The organism is Pseudoalteromonas sp. CO348 (assembly GCF_004208845.1).
GTDB lineage: Bacteria > Pseudomonadota > Gammaproteobacteria > Enterobacterales > Alteromonadaceae > Pseudoalteromonas > Pseudoalteromonas maricaloris.
In genome coordinates, this window is sequence record NZ_SGPI01000018.1 from 1 (window position 1) to 18,449 (window position 18,449).

The window sequence follows — 18,449 nt, forward strand, 5'->3', positions numbered from 1 at the left end:
TTTGCTCAGCGAAATTGATTGGAATGAATTTATTTTGGCGGGATAAGTCTGGCTTATAGTTGGCCATAACAGATTACCGTGGGTGAATAATAGCTATTAGATCACAGTAACCAACTCGATTCAAGGTTAAGAAATAGTCAATCCAAAACCAACAATCCAGTACCTGAAAAGAGTAATTCTACAGCCTCAACGCCTTACTAATGGGCGCATAAATGTTTGGCTAAAATTGGCGACGAAGGAGCGCAAGCCAAGCGTTTTGCGTCCTTTTGAGTAACTTGTTATAAGCCCTTAACACATTGAATCAAAAAATATTTCTGAATAGCATTCACTTGAAATACCTAATGTAAAATTACCAAACTCTGTTTGATTGGTATCATTTTCTTCGACCCATAACCGATCCGCTTCTAACAAGTCACTGATGTTATCAATTTCACGGATGCCCTTAAGCACAACATTTAGATATTCAGCTTGATTCCTGAATGAAAGCGTAATCTCAAACTCACTTCCAACTCTTTTTACGTGTACTTCATTTACAGTGACATTTTGATATGTATGGTTAAGTTTCACTGAATTCCCTTTGGGCTTATAACATTTTATTCGTGCGCATGCGCGGTTACCTCATTGGACCAATGAAAACGCGCACAGTTAACTATCAGTATGCAAAGAACTTATCAGCATTCTGCTAAATATACCATCTGGAAAAATGCGCATGCGCGTTTCCCAAACCTATTATCTCAAATAAAAAACAAATAACCTATTGATAAAAATAACATTTTTTAATTTATTCATCCGTAAACGCGCAAAATTTTTTTCATTATTTTCCTTGATATCCGAGAACTTCAGATAACACTGTATATGTACACAGCCACATAAGGTAAGCAGTTATCATGAGTCTAAAAAGCCCATTTCTGAAAGGTCTTCAGGAAGAAATGCGTATGCGTGGTTACAGCATTAGTACAGAAAAAACCTACCTATATTGGATTAAGGCATTCATTAACTTTCACCACAAGCGTCACCCTGAGACAATGGGAACGGAAGAGGTTACACAATTTTTAGTCTTCCTTGCCAACCAACGAAATGTGGCTATCAACACACAAAAAATTGCACTTAACGCGTTAGCCTATTTGAGAGGAAAATAAGGAGAAAATAAGTGACATATATGGGCGTTCGCTCTGAATGGGAAAACTAAACGTAAACAACTTAAAAGCATTAAAATATCTATATTTTTCAATTTATTAGAAAACAGTTGTAAAAAGGAGATATTTGTAGGCTGAAGGCTAAATACTTAAGAAAAGTAAAAATTCAGCAAACCAAGGAGCTCGCACAAGTGGTTTTGGAGCGTTGCGCTGTGCTTAAACCAACACACGACGCAACAATTATACAAATCTGTAGTTGGTTTTAAGATTTGTTCTCGCATTTTATCGTCTCTTCCCCAAGACGATAGGCATTATTTGCCAGCACATAAGTTCCCGAAATAATAGCGGTAGTAGGAACGAGTATCGGCGTTAATATAATTCCACTCACGGAATAATAGGTATTGGTTTCATCTGCAACATCGACTATCTTTAGGGTTTTTCTATCCGATGAAATCTCGCACTTGTTGGTGTGAGCAGTATCTTGCACAGGCATTACTACACAAGCGCTGAGTGAGATTATCGGTAACATAATCAGTCTGTTTAACTTCATCACCTTTCCTTGAATTCAGTTTGCAATACTTTCATGACGTCGCTATTAGACATAACCTCCCTCTAAAGGTTCCCTGTGCTTTACGCTTAAACTGCGCCAAACTGGTATTGTTCTCTACAGTTTTCAGTCTTGATCCAACAGCTATTGTGGCTCAATAAATCTGAGGTACCTCACTTAAAATGAAGCACCCCATACCAATAAGTCGAACCGAAATTTTAAGATTTGCCGAGGTTTTGCTCGTAGACCTTAAGTGCGTGTTCTAAATCTTCTATCAAGTCTTCTACGTCTTCAAGACCTATGTGAAGGCGGATCACGGGGCCCAATGCCCAACCTGTGGTTGATCGCAAATGCTCCATGGTTTTATTGGCTGTAACTAAACTTTCATAGCCGCCCCATGAGAAACCCATTTTAAAATGGGATAAAGCATCTAAGAAGCGGTTAATCGCCTTTTGGCTACCTTCTTTCATTACGATTGAAAATAAACCATTACTACCATCAAAGTCTCGCTTGAAGAATTCATGGCCTGGGCAAGTCTCAAAAGCGGGATGTCTAACGTGATCCACGAGCGGATGCGCTTCGAGCCATTTCGCCACCGTCATTGCCGACTGCTCGTGCTGTTTTAACCTCGCAGGCATAGTACGTAACCCACGTAGTGCTAAATAAGCATCATCTGCAGACGTACATTGACCAAGCAAATACGAGTGCTCTCTAAGCTCAGGCCAATAGCGCTCGTTTGCAACAGCGACCCCCATCATGACATCCGAATGCCCAACAATATACTTGGTTGCCGCTTGAATGCTGATATCAACACCATGATCGAGCGGACGAAACTGCCAGCCATTACCCCACGTATTATCAAGCATAGTGATAACGCCACGGCGCTTTGCAACTTCAACCATCGCAGGCACATCTTGAACTTCCATGGTGATTGAACCTGGAGACTCTAAGAACAACACTTTGGTATTGTCTTGAATTAACGCGTCAATACCAGCGCCAACCATAGGGTCATAATAAGTGGTTTCGATACCATAGCCTTTTAACAGCTTATCGCACAAATCTCTGGTTGGTTCATACGCTGTATCTACCATCAGCAGGTGATCGCCTGCTTTTAAAAATGACAGTAGTGACTGTGCGATAGCAGCAGCACCAGACGGATATAAGGCGCAACCCGCACCATTTTCAAGCTCAGTAATGGCATCTTGCAAGGCGAAATGGGTATTGGTGCCACGGCGGCCGTAAAACAAAGTGCGATGTCCACGGCCTTTTATCGCTTCTTGCATTTCGGCAACGCTCTCAAAAACTACGGTAGAGGCGCGCTGAACAACTGGGTTTACTACCCCTTTGGTATATTCTGCTTTTCTTCCAGCAGCAACGATTTTAGTATGCTTTTTCATAATTACTCTTCTGATTGTGCACGCCAGTATTCAACTAAATATCTGGAGATCGAGTCTTCTCTGGTGAGTTTATAGCCGGGCTTTGTATCGCCCCACTCTGAAAATGTATTAAGCTCCGCCCGTGAAAACCATTTAGCTTGCTCAAGCTCATCTTGCTCGACAAAAATCTCCGTGGTTTTCGCCTTCGCGATAAACCCAAGCATAAGTGATGACGGGAACGGCCAAGGCTGTGAGGCAATATAAGTGGCGTCGTATGCTTCAACACCCGCCTCTTCCATCACTTCCCTTATCACGGCTTGCTCTAACGACTCGCCGGGGTCAACAAACCCAGCCAGCGTCGAAAATACGCCTTCAGGCCAAACAGCCTGACGGCCCAACAAGCAGCGTTCAACGCCATCAGGGAAAACATGAGTGACAAGCATGATAACGGCGGGATCTGTACGTGGAAACGTCATATGGCGACATTCAGGGTTAACACAACGTCTTGCATGACCTGCTTCAACCATTTTATTGGGTTGCCCACAACGTCCACAAAAACAATGGGTTTTATGCCAGTAGCATAAGCCTCGTGCAAGCACGCCAATTGAGCCTTGTTGCTTTGGTAAGTTACGACCCACTTGGCGCATATCGATGAATTCTGACTCGGTGTCAATAAAAGAAAGCTTGTCTCGTTGTTTAGAGACGTCAAGCGCAAAATAGCTGTGCGCTTCGTCACGGCCTAAGAATATCGCGTCTTGGAGCGCTAAATCAGCGACTTCTCTGCGAGAAAGATAATGTAATTCATTATCTCGGGCACGCACTAAATTAGCGTCGTCTTGAATTAATAACCAGCGACTATTGTCACCCATTTGAGATAATAACCAGTTTTGATCTTTTCTTTCGTTAGACGCTCTGTCTAACGTCATTTGCGTGTAATACAGCAAGCCCCTATTCCTTCGTGTTCTGGAACATTTTATCCACCTCGGTGAGACCTTAAAACTACCATAGCACAAAGGTACAGGCAAAAAAAAAGCCCATAAATGGGCTTTTGAAAACTACAGTGTGATTTCACACTACAGAGAGGCAAGATAGTCCAACAGCTTTTGATTTTCGTTTTCAATATGCTTATAGAATTCAATATCTTTTAGCTTAGATGCCGCAGCTTCATCGATGACGATCACAGCATCACGATGCATTTGTAGTGCCGAAGCCGGACACGCCGCAGTTAACGGGCCTTCCACCATAGCAACAACGGCATCGGCTTTATTTTCACCCGTCGCTAATAACACGACTTTTTTAGCGTCTAAAATCGTGCCAATACCCATTGTGATTGACAAGTGAGGTTGATACTCATCAGCTTTAAAAAAACGAGCATTATCATCAATCGTCGCTTTCGTTAGAGTTTTAACCCGAGTGCGTGACGTTAAGCCAGAAGACGGCTCGTTAAAGCCAATATGGCCATTTCTGCCAATACCTAATAGCTGTACATCAATACCACCAGCAGATTTAATACGCGCTTCATACTCGCCGCACGCCGTAATTGGATTTTTTGCATCCCCCGGTGGTACGTGCGTGTTACTTTTATCAATGTTGATATGGTCAAACAGCTGCTGCTGCATAAAGTAACGATAACTTTGTGGGTGCGAGCCATCTAAGCCTAAATATTCATCTAGGTTAAAGCTGGTAACTTCAGCAAAACTGATTTCGTTCGCTTGGTTACGCTTAATTAATTCTTGATACAAAGCGACCGGTGTTGAACCCGTCGCTAATCCCAACACAGAGTTAGCTTTACGCTTTAATTGCGTTGTAAAAATGTCTGCACCATATGCTGCCACTTCGGCAGCGTCTTTTAAAATGACTACTTGCATACGATTAACCAAATGTTGAGATGATTAGAATAAAATGGGATCTGAGCCTTGCCTCGCGTGCAATCAAAGCAAGGTCAGATCGAACCTAATTGGGATACACAACATTAGGTTATTACCATTATGACAACGCTGTCATTATTATCAGAAATAATTCGCTTGTAAAGCAAAAGTGAAAAAAAATATGGATATTTTTTACTCTATGCAATCGAAAGGTGTTAAAAAGCCCACAACGGTGGGCTTTTTGAAAGGAGGCTGGTGAATATTATACACTTACAAAAATACGGCGTTTATACATCCAATGCAGCACTAAAAGCTGTACCGCCAGTAGCGCAAAAACAGCAATTAATGGTTGCCACGCAGTTGGCACAGCGGCCATCACGCCACCGAATACGCTTTTACTAATAAAGGTCCAATTCACTAAGCTCGACGCTAAATAAATAATAATGGAATTAGCCCCAATAATAACAAAAGGATACGCCCAACGCTGAAAACTCAGTACATCTACTATCGCGTAAAATACTGCAAGTAGAATTGCACTCCAGCCGACGGTTACTAGCACAAATGAGCTTGTCCACAATTCTTTATTAACTGGAAATTGCATGTCCCAAAGCCAACCTAGTGCTAAGACGAGTACACCTGAGCCTGCCAAAATACCAACGGTTTTCCACTCTCCCTGCGTTTGTGCATTAGCAATAGCACGACCAGCAAATACACCTGCGATAGCGTTTACAATGGCAGGTAAGCTTGACAGCACACCTTCTGGGTCAACAGGACGATTTTGATAACTGATCCCTGGCAGTAAATATGTGTCAATGAACGCATTCCAACTACCAACACCATTTGCACTCAAGTCCCCCGCTTGCCCACCAGGAACCGGGATAAAGCAAAGCAGTAACCAATAAAATATCAATATGCCTACACCCACATAAGCCAAGGTTCGCAAGCTCGTATGCCAAACCAGTAAAGCACAAAAGAACCAAGCAAACGCAATGCGACCTAATACACTGGCGTAGCGAATACCGTCAGGATCCATTGGGATCCCAGTTCCCCAACCATGGTTGTATAACACGCCAAAAGCACACAGTAACAAAAGCCGCTTCAGTGCTTTGAGATAAAACGGTTTACGTTCATTAAAGGGCAGATGGTCGATACGTTTAGGTGACAAGCCCATCGCCACACCCGATAAAAAGATAAACAGTGGAAAGATAAGATCATAAAAAGTGAAGCCATGCCAAGGGCTGTGCAGCGTGTGCGCTTCAAACGCCTTCCAGCCTTGCCATCCGGTCAATACAAACAGTGCCGCAAAAATAGACTGGCCACCTAAGATCCAGAACATATCCATGCCGCGTAAGGCATCTAAAGACGCAAGTCGCTTTGGCTTATTATTCGTTGTCATTGTTATTTATCCGCGTGAAAACATTAACTATGGATCGCTCAATCAAGCAAATCCATTTGACTCAAGGTTAGTTTTGATGCGCGTTGCAATCATGACTCTATCATTACGCACACGACATTAACTTCCTGAGTTGTCGATCCACCCATGCTTAACCAAATACCGGCTAAGCTTAAAAAACAAAGCCCCGCGGTACTGCTGCGGGGTTTTATCAGGGAAACTTAAGCGGCCGTTTCCGTCCACTATTCAATTGCAAATCAATTACAGCAACTGACCACCAATATAGGTTTGCTTCACAATCAAATCGCTGTTGAGCACCACGAAATCAGCATCAGCACCCGATCTTAGATGCCCCTTTTGAGACAGGCCAAGATATTGCGCAGGGTAAAGAGAGGCCATGCGCAAACTCTCCGCTAGACTCACGTTAAGCGTATTGACGGTATTTCGCACCGCACTTGCCATATCCAATACACTACCTGCAAGCTCACCGGTTGTTGAATTTAACCGATCACCGGTACGAATAACTTTTCTGCCATCAAAAAAGTCAAACTCCGTATCATCTGTCCCAACCGGAGGCATGGCATCCGTCACTAGCATCATTTTGCCACGCTGCTTAGTACGAATCGCAAGTTGCGCCGACAATGGATGAACGTGGTGGCCATCAACAATCAAACCACACCAGCTATTGTCATTCCAAAGCGCGGCACCGACAACGCCCGGCTCACGGGAAGTAAACGCAGACATTGCATTAAATAGGTGCGTAAAGCCATCCACGCCAACATTGAGTGCAGCGTTAGCGGTGTCATAGTCCGCGTTTGAATGGCCAATACACACTTTCACACCCAGTGAAATCAAGCGTTCTATATCGCTAAGTGGCACGGTTTCAGGTGCTAAAGTCACCATTTTGATACCTAAATCTTGACGCGCGTATACCGCAAACTCTTGCTCTGAGATTGGTCTGATGAACTTTTCGCTATGCGTACCCTTTTTAGGGTGAGATAAGTGTGGGCCCTCAAAGTGGATCCCAAGCACCCCTGACTGATTAGCTGCTATAGCTGCTGCTGTTGCGGCTGCCGCTTGTTGCATTACTTCAATTTTGTCAGTGATAAGGGTTGGCATTAGTCCCGTGGAACCAAATTGGCCATGTGCTTTAACCATAATCGCCAAGCATTCAGTGGATTGCTCGGCGTTAAAAAATGCACCGCCACCACCATTAACTTGTACGTCAATAAAACCTGGTGCAACTAGTCCCGATAACTTGGATACATTGGTCGCTTGCGACTCATTAATATAACCAATTTGGCCGTTGTTTACTTCGAAATAAACGTCTTTTCTAAAATTTTCACCATCAAAAAATTCTGGAGCAAAATAACATTGAGTCGTCATTAGTTCGCCTTTTTTAATTCTTGACCTGCACTTTGAATTGCAAAGTAAATTGCCCCCATTTCAGGAGGTTGTTTCGGTAATTGGACTTGCTTTGCAACTTCTGGGTCGAGCCAAGGTTGTAGCGGCTCTGATAATCCGCCGATCATAGAGAGTCTAGGTGGGTTTAGTTCAAGTAAACGCTTAGCTAAACGACTAATATATTCCGCACCAGACTTTACGATAGAAAGAGCAATTTCATCATTTAGCTTGGCTTGCTCTAATACATAACGAGCCAGCTTTGCATAACCACTAGACGGTTGTCCCGCCATTTGCTCTGCAATACCCATTGCCCCTTTCGCACTGAAGTGCTCAAGTAACACTTGGCTCAATGTCGTTTTTTCGCCAAGGCCATCGAGATCGAGCAATGCAGCTTTTACCGCCTCTAATCCCATCCATGCGCCACTGCCCATATCGCCTTGAGCAAAGCCATGACCACCATAGTTCACTGTTTTACCATCAACTAACGCAAAACCACAGGAGCCGGTGCCCGTAATAATCACGGCACCATCGCTACCTTCATGAGCACCAATACACGCGGTGTGTAAGTCTGTGGTAAGGAACATTTGTTTAAAGGGATGCTCCCATTGCATGATTTTGTCATAGAGCGCGGGTAAGTTAACACCTGCAAGGCCAAGACCTGCATTTAGCTCATGTACTTGTTCAACACGAAGACCCGCGTCTTGTAACGCCATTTGTGTCGACACCATGATGGATTCAAGCGTGCGCTCTAGACCATGTAGGGGATTCGCAGGACCGCCTAGACCCGTACCCAAAACGCCATGTTGAAGAGAATAAATTGTAGCGCGGCATTTTGTTCCACCACCATCGACGCCGATGTATAGTTGGTCTTGGTTAACCTGTTTAGCCATCATGTAAAGACCCCTACCTTGTTCTGGATTAGACCGCGTTATTATTTTCGTTAGACACGGTTTTTCATTCATGTTGAATTGATGTTACACAACAAATGACAGCGTTGTCATTAAATTTTTCAAGAAATTTCTTCATTTTGAAAAAAACTAATATTGCACAGATTGTGAGGATTGTCAGTGAAAAATTGCAATAATCGTCAAATTACAAGGACTAACAGAGATTAGGGATTGTTAGACACATAATAAAAAAGCGACTCAATATTACATCAAGTCGCTTTATCGATTTAACCTTATCGTTCAGGTTATTCGCTATCGTAAGTCTAGATTACTTAACCCCAAGTTCTCTTAAACGCTCTTGCAAATAGCTATCTGCAGTGTAACGCTCTGACAACACAACATCCGGTCTTGGATGTAAGAATAGCGGCAATGAAATACGAGATTTCGTCGACGCTTTGCCCGTAGGGTTAATCACACGGTGAATTGTCGATGGGAAGTAATCACCCGACGCCTCTTGCAGCATGTCACCAATGTTAATAATTAGCGAACCAAAGTCGCATGGTACGTCTAACCAGCTGCCATCTTGTCTTTGCACTTGTAGGCCAGGCTCATTTGCCGCAGGCAATACAGTAAGTAGATTGATATCACCATGAGCTGCGGCGCGAATTGCACCTGGTTCTTCATCGCCTGTCATTGGTGGGTAATGAAGAATACGCAGTAGTGTCTGCTCTGATTCTTTGATCATATCTTTGAGATCAATAGAGAATCTCGCTCTCACATCTGCAGGCGCTTCCGCTTGTACCCAGCTTAGCAACTCTTGAGCAAACTCGCTCGCTAAACGGTAATATTCACGAATCTCTGCTTCTAATTGAGCCGGTACGCGACCTTTTGGATAAACGTGAAAGTACTCTTTAATGTCTTTTACAGTAAAACCTTTCGCAACTTCAGAGACTTCTGGTGGGAAGTAACCATCTTGGGTTTCTTTATTGAAAAGGAATTCGTGTTTTTCTTCTGAATTAAAAAATTCTTGCCAATGTTTGTAGATTGATTCAACCAACTCTTGTGGGATTGGGTGATTTTTTAGTACACCAAAACCCGTGTTTCTTAAAGATTCTACAAATTCTTTCGCAGCATTTGGCGATTGATAGTCTACGGTAGGTAACTGTTGCATAATGGTTCCACCAAAATTATTAGTAATTCATGGTTATTTACTCAATTGCACATTGGAGTAAATAACGCACTTCCCGTGTCATCTCAACACTGCGTACCTAGTAGAAGGTAAGGCGTATGTTATCGGGTCTGTTAACCTAGGGGGTTGTTTTTAAGCAGTAAACTTGTATTTAACTAGCCTCACTAAAAACAGCAACAGCAAAGGCTAAAAAGCCCTTATACGATCGTGTTGTCGATAATTCTTCAAAAAGTGTAGCTAATTACATGGTTAGCAGAATACTTTTTAAAGATTACGTTTTAACAGCGAGCGAGCTTATTGAATTAGGACAAATGATATAAGGACTTATGTCCGCTTTTATGTATAGGACCTGAGACTTTTGATGCAGATCAAGCATTATCGGGGGCATCTATCGGTATTTGGATATCCCACTCCAATCCTTGCGGTGTATTTTTCACGCTAAACTCTCCATTGAGTGCCCCTGAAACCAAGTTGGCAGTTAAATTTGCGCTTAACCCAACATGGCCTGCATTACCTCTTTTTGTTGTAACAAATGGTTTTAATAACTCTTGTGTACTAATTCCTCTAAGCCCTATTCCATTGTCAGTATAATTCACATGTAAATTGTTACCCGAGTGCGTGAAGGTGATAGTCGCAAGGTGATCATGGTCAATCCAGGCATGCGCAATAGAGTTTTCAACTAAGTTGCTCAACACCTCAACCAGAGCTTGTCCATCCACGTAAACCTCAGTTGTTGTGTTACCAACAAACTGGATTTGTACGTCTTGCTTGGAAAAATCTTTTTTCAGTCTTGTTTCTATTTCTTGTAATTTAACGTCAGCACAGCTGCTATCTCGCTCAGACTGAGAGACCGATTTTAATAAGCTGACAAACTTAGCCACTTTTTCTAGATTACGGCTGCACAGCGCACTACTGTCTTTGATCTGTTCAAACCCCGTAACCAACCCATCCTGCGTAAGCGTACCTGCGGTAAGTGCACTTTGTAGCTCTTGCATGACGCCTTCTAAAAAGGTGTTGGACGTAATACTGGTACCAAGCGGGGTATTGATTTCGTGTGCAATCCCCATCACCATTTGGTTTATGGCTTTAGATAGCTGCTGTTTTACCGCTAACTTTTGCGCTTCAATTAACTTAAATTGGGTGTTTACTCTGGCTATGATTTCAGCGGGTTTATAGGGTTTGGTGATGTAATCAACACCACCGACCTCGAATGCCTGTACCAAGCTCTCGCTGTCTTCATAAGCACTCACAAAAATAACCGGAATGGCCGCCGTTGAATTGTCGGACTTAAGCACTTTACATAGCTCAATCCCCGACATATTTGGCATTTTTATATCAGTAATAATTAGTTCAGGCTGATGCTTTTTAACGATACCTAAGGCAATGTCCCCCCCTCGTGCTGCCAATACTTTATATCCTTCCTTTCTTAGTATGAGCTGCAATACTTGGAGGTTTTCCGGCATATCGTCAACAATTAAAATGTCTGACATGTAATGTTACTCAAGTCCTTAAGATAGACACTTTTTACAGCATAGCTTGAGAAATTGTATATCGCGACTATGTTTATATATAAATTTTCACGCGTAAATAATAACTTATGTCCTCAAAAGCATTACTAAGTTGGATCGCACTTTTCGCCTTGATGGCAGCCCTAGGAAGCGCAACGCTTATCTACTACTCAACAACCACTCATAGCACACTCGCGACCGACGTTAATACCGCTTATCACAACCACCTCTCACTTGAGATGTATAGCAAAGATAAAAACGCCCAATGGCTCGATGACATCAAATCTGCACCAAGTCACTCATTGCCACTACCGCTACAACAAATTTATGAAGCTCAAGCAAGATTAAAATCTCGATTTTTAGCAAACATGGTTGAACAAGCCGATTTACCTCAAAGTTATCAAAACGCCATCTCGCAACTGCCTCTCATTGCAAACGCTGAACTCGAAACACGCACCAATCAACAACTTAAAATACTGTTAATTACTGGCCTTGCTTTCGCGGTGTTAACACTATTTTTAGGCTTTTATGTTTGGTTTATGCGCACTAAACATTTCTCCCCGCTCTACCGCATCGTCAATACGCTACGTGCACAAGCGTTAAACGGCTCCCCTCTTTCAGTAGCCCCCACAAACAGCGACGCTGATGTAAAACGGCTCACACAAGCGATCCATGCTGCCACCACCTCTCAAAGCCAAAAGCTGGCGTCAGCCGCAATTATCGAAAACTATAATCGCGAACTAAAATCCATTACCGGCTCCGAACCTATCGTGCGCCACGCACTAGAGTTTATTGCCAATGAGTTCAATGCACCGAGTGTTTGTCTCTATGCCAATTTAGAAGACGACACCTTGTCATTAGTGAAAAGCCATGGAGTGACACCAAGCCACTCAATTATTGCATCCACGATAGCGCTTTGTGCAACAAATAATGAACCACAAGTACAACAAGAACCGTTGTGGCTCAAAGAAGAAGAGGTTGAAGTGAAGTTACAAAGCCGTTATTGCTTTCCACTAGCCATCGGTAATCATGTAGTTTATGTGCTGTTAGTCGGTAGTGCACAGGCATTGATAGACAGCCAATTTGAAGCGCTTGAGTACTTGTGTAAGGACTTAAGCCTCGCGCTTGCTATTAATGAAAATATCGAAAAACAACAAAAGACAGAATCGGCCTTAAGCGAACAACTTGAGCTTACCCACCACATTATCAATGCTATCCCAAACCCTACATACTACCGTTCTACTGACGGTGTATTTATGGGGGTAAACAAGTCCTTTTTGGCACTGTTAGATCAATTTGAAGTAGATGTGATTGGCGCCAAACTAGACGAAATTTTTGATTTAGGAATAGCCAGCCTATTTGAGTCCAAAGCCCACGAAATTATCACCACAACCCAAGAGCAAACCTACGAAGTACTATTGCTTGATGGCCAAGAGCAGGCGCGGGAACTGATTGTATACGAAGCGCCATTTTTTAATGAAAATGGTGCTGTAGCTGGGATTGTTGGCATGTACCTAGATGTTTCGGAGAGGAACCAACTGCAACGTGAGCTAATAGAGGCAAAAGACTTGGCTCAAAACTCGGCAAAAGCGAAAAGCGAATTCCTCGCCAACATGAGCCATGAAATTAGAACCCCAATGAACGCGATTATTGGTATGTCTCATCTCGCACTTGCGACCGAATTAAATGCTAAACAGCACGACTACGTATCAAAAATAGATACTGCGGCAAAGCAATTACTGAGACTGATCAACGATATACTCGATTTTTCAAAAATCGAAGCTGGCAAAATCGAATTAGAATATCAGGCTTTTTCAACAGAAAAGCTACTCGACAGTGTTGCCACCATCGTCAGTGTAAAAGCCCAAGAAAAACAACTAGAGTTAGTCTTTGATTTAGACTCACAAGCGCCCTACTGCGTGATTGGCGATCAATTTAGAATAAGCCAAGTACTCATCAATTTAGCGGGTAACGCGGTTAAATTCACAGAAACTGGCGAGGTTGTTATTCGTGTTGCCCTCGTCAATGTCGAAAAAGGGTTAGCGAAAATTAAGTTTAGCGTCAAAGACTCCGGTATTGGCATGAATAAACGTCAGCAAAAAAACCTATTTCAATCTTTCTCGCAAGCAGACAATTCAATCACCCGAAAATATGGCGGTACTGGGCTTGGCCTCACGATTTCGCAGCAACTGGTCAAGCTTATGGGGGGAGAAATATATGTTGAGAGTGAGGAGAACGTCGGTTCGGAGTTTTATTTCACATTAGAAATGGAAGTCAGTGACGAGCTGAGTCAGGCGAAAATGGCCTCTACCCACTTATCAGAGTTATCAGCAACAATTATTGACGATAACCAACACGCATTGGACGTGTTAAGCGGTATGCTAACAAACTTTGGTATGCAGGTTTGCTCTTATTTAGACCCTCATAAGGCGTTAAATCAATTCGTCCTGACTCAAGATTTACCCGATCTTATTTTCGTCGATTGGCATATGCCGAAATTAGATGGTATCGAGCTGATCACCAAGCTGCAATCGCAAATCGATGTGTCGCAAAGTAAGTTCATTTTAGTCACAGCTTATGGTCGAGAATTAAACCTCAACGATAGCCAAGCCAGTTTAGTCGATGGTGTACTTTTAAAGCCGATTAATCCGTCAAATCTTGTGGACGTTATTCAAAATGCCGTGTTTGACTCACCAGAAATAAGAACCACTATCACCAAAAAAGAACAAACGATTAGTAAACAAGCACTCAATGGCATATCGATTTTGGTTGCGGAGGATCAACCTGTCAACCAGGAAATCGCAGTGGAGATCTTATCTAGCTTCGGAGCTCAAGTGGCGGTCGCTGATAATGGGCAAGAAGCCATTGAGCAAGTTCATAGCAAACATATAGATATTGTTTTAATGGATATGCAAATGCCAGTGATGGATGGCATTACCGCGACGCAAAACCTTCGTATAGAGTTCGATAAAAATACGCTTCCTATACTCGCGATGACCGCCAATGCCATGGAAGAAGACATCCAGACTTGCATCGATGCTGGTATGAATGACCACGTCACCAAACCCATCGACGTAGAGCAACTCGTTAAAAGTATTTTGAAATATGCAAGCGCTGAGACCAGTAACCTTTCAGCAACGCCTGTAGCAAACCAACCAGAAGTCACTACAGAAGGAGAGGAAGTTGATGAGGTCATTGAGTTTGAAGGCATTGATATTGCCGAAGGTATTGCTCGAGCAGCTGGCAACCAAAAGGTTTACTTCGATATCTTAGAAAAGTTCCTATCCCAGCAGATTGAAGAGCTGATCAATTTAAAACAGGCTTTAGCCATTGAGAATTTTGAACTGGCACATAGCATGTTACATGCATTAAAAGGTGCTAGTGCTAATCTTTCGATTGTTAGGCTGACTGAAGAGTTTAAGCACATTGAAGCTTCTCTTAATGTCCGCCCACCTAATGCGAGCGAAATTGACGAGCTGATTAAATACGTCAAATATGCACTGGAACAATGCCAAAAACGTCGTAAAAAAGAAGCGTCTCATCAGGTAAAAAATGTAACGAAAAACAACGAAGAAAAAGGTGGCAATAGTCAATTAGAGGAACTTATCCAGCTTGCGTGTGCGTTAAGAGATTATGATACTCAAGCCACAGAGCTAGTAGACTCAATTTCAGTAAGTAGCTATTTGACTGAACCAGAACTACAGAAATTAAAAACCGCCATCGCCCGCTTTGAGTTCAATGAAGCCTTTATGATGCTAACATCCATAAAGCATGTAGAAGAAGCACCTGAGCTTAATGCAGGAAAAGGCGCTCTGCATTAGTGCCATTGCTATTTTTATCCTAGGGCGAAGTGAAGATTTTAACGTAATAGAAAGGCCACTGAGGTGGCCTTTCTAATTACGTGCTCCAAGAAAACGGTTTTACAGTCCTAACTGATCCATAAAGTCGTCATCTACAACATCTTCTTCCTGCGGCTTCGCTGGCTTTTTCTTCTCAGCCTGACTTGCAATAATGTCATCTGGGTCTACCGACTCCGCAATATCAAAGTCATGTAGCTTAATGAATTCAGTTTTATCCATTGCCAATTCAAGATAGAAAATATTCTGACCTTGCGTGGTAAAGGTAACGCGTCTCGCCTGCGGGCGATCCATCGTTGTGTCTACCGAGATCTGCACCTGTTTGTTGATAGCCATCATCTTAGGTTGGTTTTGCGTGATAGAGGTATGTAGCTGCTCACGTACTTTGTTGGTGAAATCACCAACAATCTGGTTCATCAACTCACCCAAAACGTTGGCAACGTCATCGGACAAATGACTATGCGCAATTTCTTCTTCAGGCATGCCCATGTTGCGCATGTAATCGGTATACACCTCCATTGCTGCTTGCGCGGTAAAATTAGTTACGACTAAACCGGTAAAGCCGCCATCAAACAATACGAAACAGCCGATGTCAGGCCTCATACAGGTACGAGTGATCTTTTGTACCATCGCGGAATAGTTAATTTGGTTGCCGCTTGCCGAAGACAGAACTTCTGTTACTGAGTGGCATAGCGTTGAGAGGATATCTTCTGTGCTAATCACTTTGCTTTTCGCCATTTTTGGTCTCATATTTACTTCTTATTATTAATAGTAGCCAAGCTACTGAATTTATCACTGACTATCCAGCATAAAATGCTAAAATAGCGAGATTATTTTCAAAGAGAGATTTAATGTGACGGGCAAAGACAGTATTTATGCCACTGAGCAAGCAGTAAAAGATTTCACTTTCGACGCCAATGTCGTCGAAGTGTTTCCAGATATGATCCAACGCTCAGTGCCGGGCTACGCGACAATAGTAAGCACAATGGGCAAACTTGCGGGTACTTACGCGCAAAGTAACTCAAACTTATATGACTTAGGCTGCTCTTTAGGCGCGGTCACGCTAAGCATGCGTAGAAATATAGATAAAGAAAACTGTCATATCATTGCCGTGGATAATTCACAGCCTATGGTAGAGCGTTGCCAACTGCATTTAAAAGGCTTTAAATCTGACGTCCCAGTCTCGGTCACTTTAGGTGATATCAATGAAATAGAGATTAGCAATGCATCTGTCGTTGCGATGAACTTCACCCTACAGTTTATCCCACCAGAAAACCGCAAAGCAGTTCTCGAAAAAATATATCAGGGTTTAAAACCTGGTGGCGTACTGCTATTAAGTGAAAAAATCCGCGGTGAAAACGGTACTAAAGACAACTTACTTATCGACCTTCACCACGACTTTAAACGCCACAATGGCTACTCAGAATTAGAGATCAGCCAAAAACGCACCGCGATTGAAAACGTGATGCGCACGGACTCATTAAGTACCCATATGACAAGATTAGAGGATATTGGCTTTAATCAAACTCAAGTGTGGTATCAGTGCTTTAACTTCTGCTCAATGGTAGCAATAAAATAGAGGCAATTATGAATCATTGGTTTACCGACTTTTATGCAACCATTGCGAAAACCCCTTTGAGCCATTGGCTAGAAACGTTGCCTGCGCAGCTTAGCCATTGGCAAAAAGAAGCCCAACATGGCGACTGGCCGAAATGGGAAAAAGTCATTAAAAATCTACCAGAGATCTCAACCACGCATGTTGATATAAAAACCAAGGTTGAGATAGGTACTGGCGAAGACGTCAATGAAGGTCATCAAAAGCAGCTAACACATTTACTAAAACGCATGATGCCATGGCGTAAGGGACCATTTCATTTACATGGCGTCCATATTGATACTGAGTGGCGCAGCGACTGGAAATGGGACCGACTGCTCCCCCATATTAGCGACCTTCACGGCCGTAATGTATTGGATATCGGCTGTGGCTCTGGTTATCACTTGTGGCGTATGCGCGGTGAAGGCGCAGAGCTTGTTGTTGGCATTGATCCTTCCGATCTATTTTTATGCCAATTCCAAACGATTAAACACTTTAACCCCGATCCAAACGTGCATTTACTACCACTAGGTGTAGAGCAACTGCCGGAGTTAAAAGCATTTGATACTGTGTTTTCAATGGGCGTGCTATATCACCGTCGTTCACCAATCGACTTTTTAGCGCAGCTAAAGTCTCAGCTAAGAAAAGGTGGCGAATTAGTGCTAGAAACACTCGTCATTGAGGGCGATGTAAATACAGTATTAGTGCCGACCGACCGCTACGCCAAGATGCGCAATGTATGGTTTATTCCAAGCTGCGACGCATTAACATTATGGCTTGAGCGTGTGGGCTTTAAAGATATCAAAGTGGTAAACAAAGACGTTACATCGTTAGACGAGCAGCGCCAAACCCCTTGGATGGAAACAGAGTCGCTTGCTGATTTCTTAGATCCAAATGACACCAGCAAAACCATTGAAGGCTACCCCGCTCCGCTCCGTGCTATATTTATCGCGAAGGCTTGAGTAATATATTTTCAAACAATAATCGGCTCTAAGTCATTTCAGCTTGATGTTGGCCTACTCTAAAGAATGAGGCCAACATCTAAACTCGCGTTTCGTATTAATAAACGGCAACCGAATTTGAGTATGTCCAAAGAGAGCACCCTACAGAGTTACACGCCCTAACTCTGTATTGATATCTGTTTGCAGACACACTTTTGAAACTAGCTGATGTATCTACATATGCTTTGGGATTAATCCAATCACCACTGTTGACTTTCGCCTCACGGATATAACTACTCGCACCAGAAACAGCCGACCAAGAAATGTTGATGTCATTACCATTTTGCACTGTAGCCGTCACGCTTTTTGGAGCCTGTGGAGCACCATTAATTATTATCTTGTTAGAATAAGTATAATTTGAACACCCATCATTGTTGCACGCTTTTACTCTATATTGGTAACCATCTGCTCTGATATTGTAATAATTAGCAGAAGTTGTTTCATATAATTTTCCATTTTTCCAAGCTAGCTCTGGATTACTCCAATGTTCTGAATCAATTCTAACTTGCCTAATATATCTAAGCGCACCAGGCACACTTGACCACTGAAGATGAACATCATTGCCGTTATTGACAGTAGCAAAGACGCTACTAGGCATAGCGGGTGCGGCAGCATATACTGAAGTGGAAATTGCAGAAACGCAAAATAGAGCTGAACTCAAATATTTTTTATACATGATTAAATCCTTT

15 protein-coding genes and 1 pseudogene are annotated in these 18,449 nt (G+C 42.7%); 4 read left to right on the top strand and 12 right to left on the bottom strand.

Going from position 1 to position 18,449, the window contains the following annotated elements; all coding sequences use genetic code 11:
• Positions 1 to 288: 288 nt before the first annotated feature.
• The gene (locus tag EXT48_RS09785) at positions 289 to 567 is read right to left on the bottom strand and encodes a hypothetical protein (RefSeq protein ID WP_130164350.1); all 279 of its coding nucleotides are present in this window, start codon (positions 565 to 567) and stop codon (positions 289 to 291) included.
• 320 nt (positions 568 to 887) lie between these two features.
• Here EXT48_RS09785 and EXT48_RS09790 point away from each other — a divergent pair.
• Positions 888 to 1,127: pseudogene (locus EXT48_RS09790) on the top strand (site-specific integrase); the annotation flags it as partial.
• Between the two features lie 271 nt (positions 1,128 to 1,398).
• Here EXT48_RS09790 and EXT48_RS09795 read toward each other — a convergent pair.
• The 9 genes from EXT48_RS09795 to EXT48_RS09835 all read right to left on the bottom strand — a co-directional run bounded on the left by EXT48_RS09795 (position 1,399) and on the right by EXT48_RS09835 (position 11,290).
• The gene (locus EXT48_RS09795; protein ID WP_095727881.1) at positions 1,399 to 1,686 is read right to left on the bottom strand and encodes a hypothetical protein; all 288 of its coding nucleotides are present in this window, start codon (positions 1,684 to 1,686) and stop codon (positions 1,399 to 1,401) included.
• 215 nt (positions 1,687 to 1,901) lie between these two features.
• A complete protein-coding gene (locus EXT48_RS09800; protein ID WP_130164351.1) occupies positions 1,902 to 3,080 on the bottom strand; it encodes a cystathionine beta-lyase in 1,179 nt (392 codons plus the stop codon).
• A 2-nt stretch (positions 3,081 to 3,082) separates the two neighbouring features.
• Positions 3,083 to 3,985, bottom strand: coding sequence for an NAD(+) diphosphatase (gene nudC, locus EXT48_RS09805; RefSeq protein WP_130164381.1), 903 nt, complete (start codon positions 3,983 to 3,985; stop codon positions 3,083 to 3,085).
• Between the two features lie 147 nt (positions 3,986 to 4,132).
• A complete protein-coding gene (gene nagB / locus EXT48_RS09810; protein WP_045988699.1) occupies positions 4,133 to 4,927 on the bottom strand; it encodes a glucosamine-6-phosphate deaminase in 795 nt (264 codons plus the stop codon).
• A 262-nt stretch (positions 4,928 to 5,189) separates the two neighbouring features.
• On the bottom strand, positions 5,190 to 6,323 hold the full coding sequence (gene nagX / locus EXT48_RS09815; RefSeq protein ID WP_130164352.1) for a transmembrane glucosamine N-acetyltransferase NagX: 1,134 nt from the start codon (positions 6,321 to 6,323) through the stop codon (positions 5,190 to 5,192).
• A 258-nt stretch (positions 6,324 to 6,581) separates the two neighbouring features.
• Positions 6,582 to 7,706 (bottom strand): N-acetylglucosamine-6-phosphate deacetylase, encoded by a 1,125-nt coding sequence (gene nagA, locus EXT48_RS09820; RefSeq protein WP_130164353.1) that lies wholly within the window; start codon positions 7,704 to 7,706, stop codon positions 6,582 to 6,584.
• Positions 7,706 to 8,617: an N-acetylglucosamine kinase gene (nagK, locus tag EXT48_RS09825; RefSeq protein ID WP_130164354.1), complete on the bottom strand. Its 912-nt coding sequence runs from the start codon at positions 8,615 to 8,617 to the stop codon at positions 7,706 to 7,708. The genes nagA and nagK overlap by 1 nt, the downstream gene beginning before the upstream one ends.
• A gap of 322 nt (positions 8,618 to 8,939) precedes the next feature.
• A complete protein-coding gene (locus EXT48_RS09830; protein WP_017219251.1) occupies positions 8,940 to 9,782 on the bottom strand; it encodes an isopenicillin N synthase family oxygenase in 843 nt (280 codons plus the stop codon).
• Positions 9,783 to 10,168: 386 nt separating this feature from the next.
• Positions 10,169 to 11,290 (bottom strand): hybrid sensor histidine kinase/response regulator, encoded by a 1,122-nt coding sequence (locus tag EXT48_RS09835; RefSeq protein WP_039495550.1) that lies wholly within the window; start codon positions 11,288 to 11,290, stop codon positions 10,169 to 10,171.
• 107 nt (positions 11,291 to 11,397) lie between these two features.
• Here EXT48_RS09835 and EXT48_RS09840 point away from each other — a divergent pair, with 107 nt between their 5' ends.
• A complete protein-coding gene (locus tag EXT48_RS09840; protein WP_130164355.1) occupies positions 11,398 to 15,129 on the top strand; it encodes a response regulator in 3,732 nt (1,243 codons plus the stop codon).
• 99 nt (positions 15,130 to 15,228) lie between these two features.
• On the opposite strand, the gene EXT48_RS09845 is transcribed toward EXT48_RS09840, so the two are convergent.
• Positions 15,229 to 15,903, bottom strand: a complete 675-nt coding sequence (locus tag EXT48_RS09845; RefSeq protein WP_010378035.1) for a DUF3334 family protein — start codon at positions 15,901 to 15,903, stop codon at positions 15,229 to 15,231.
• 115 nt (positions 15,904 to 16,018) lie between these two features.
• Between EXT48_RS09845 and cmoA the strand changes: the two genes are divergently transcribed.
• Complete coding sequence (cmoA, locus tag EXT48_RS09850) at positions 16,019 to 16,744, top strand: carboxy-S-adenosyl-L-methionine synthase CmoA (RefSeq protein ID WP_010378032.1); 726 nt, start codon at positions 16,019 to 16,021, stop codon at positions 16,742 to 16,744.
• Positions 16,745 to 16,752: 8 nt separating this feature from the next.
• Entirely contained in the window at positions 16,753 to 17,721 is a 969-nt protein-coding gene (gene cmoB / locus EXT48_RS09855; protein ID WP_017219248.1) for a tRNA 5-methoxyuridine(34)/uridine 5-oxyacetic acid(34) synthase CmoB, read from the top strand.
• Positions 17,722 to 17,818: 97 nt separating this feature from the next.
• Here cmoB and EXT48_RS09860 read toward each other — a convergent pair whose 3' ends face one another.
• Positions 17,819 to 18,436 carry a chitinase N-terminal domain-containing protein gene (locus EXT48_RS09860; RefSeq protein WP_130164356.1) on the bottom strand — a complete coding sequence of 206 codons (618 nt, stop codon included), beginning with the start codon at positions 18,434 to 18,436 and terminating at the stop codon, positions 17,819 to 17,821.
• Positions 18,437 to 18,449 lie beyond the last annotated feature (13 nt).

Bases quoted from the DNA above. Each gene is read 5' to 3' on its own strand.
- EXT48_RS09835 (WP_039495550.1), bottom strand. From the start codon at position 11,290: ATGTCAGACATTTTAATTGTTGACGATATGCCGGAAAACCTCCAAGTA.
- EXT48_RS09800 (WP_130164351.1), bottom strand. From the start codon at position 3,080: ATGAAAAAGCATACTAAAATCGTTGCTGCTGGAAGAAAAGCAGAATAT.
- nagX (WP_130164352.1), bottom strand. From the start codon at position 6,323: ATGACAACGAATAATAAGCCAAAGCGACTTGCGTCTTTAGATGCCTTA.
- nagB (WP_045988699.1), bottom strand. From the start codon at position 4,927: ATGCAAGTAGTCATTTTAAAAGACGCTGCCGAAGTGGCAGCATATGGT.
- EXT48_RS09840 (WP_130164355.1), top strand. From the start codon at position 11,398: ATGTCCTCAAAAGCATTACTAAGTTGGATCGCACTTTTCGCCTTGATG.
- nudC (WP_130164381.1), bottom strand. From the start codon at position 3,985: ATGACGTTAGACAGAGCGTCTAACGAAAGAAAAGATCAAAACTGGTTA.
- cmoB (WP_017219248.1), top strand. From the start codon at position 16,753: ATGAATCATTGGTTTACCGACTTTTATGCAACCATTGCGAAAACCCCT.
- nagK (WP_130164354.1), bottom strand. From the start codon at position 8,617: ATGATGGCTAAACAGGTTAACCAAGACCAACTATACATCGGCGTCGAT.
- nagA (WP_130164353.1), bottom strand. From the start codon at position 7,706: ATGACGACTCAATGTTATTTTGCTCCAGAATTTTTTGATGGTGAAAAT.
- EXT48_RS09845 (WP_010378035.1), bottom strand. From the start codon at position 15,903: ATGGCGAAAAGCAAAGTGATTAGCACAGAAGATATCCTCTCAACGCTA.
- EXT48_RS09830 (WP_017219251.1), bottom strand. From the start codon at position 9,782: ATGCAACAGTTACCTACCGTAGACTATCAATCGCCAAATGCTGCGAAA.
- EXT48_RS09795 (WP_095727881.1), bottom strand. From the start codon at position 1,686: ATGAAGTTAAACAGACTGATTATGTTACCGATAATCTCACTCAGCGCT.
- EXT48_RS09860 (WP_130164356.1), bottom strand. From the start codon at position 18,436: ATGTATAAAAAATATTTGAGTTCAGCTCTATTTTGCGTTTCTGCAATT.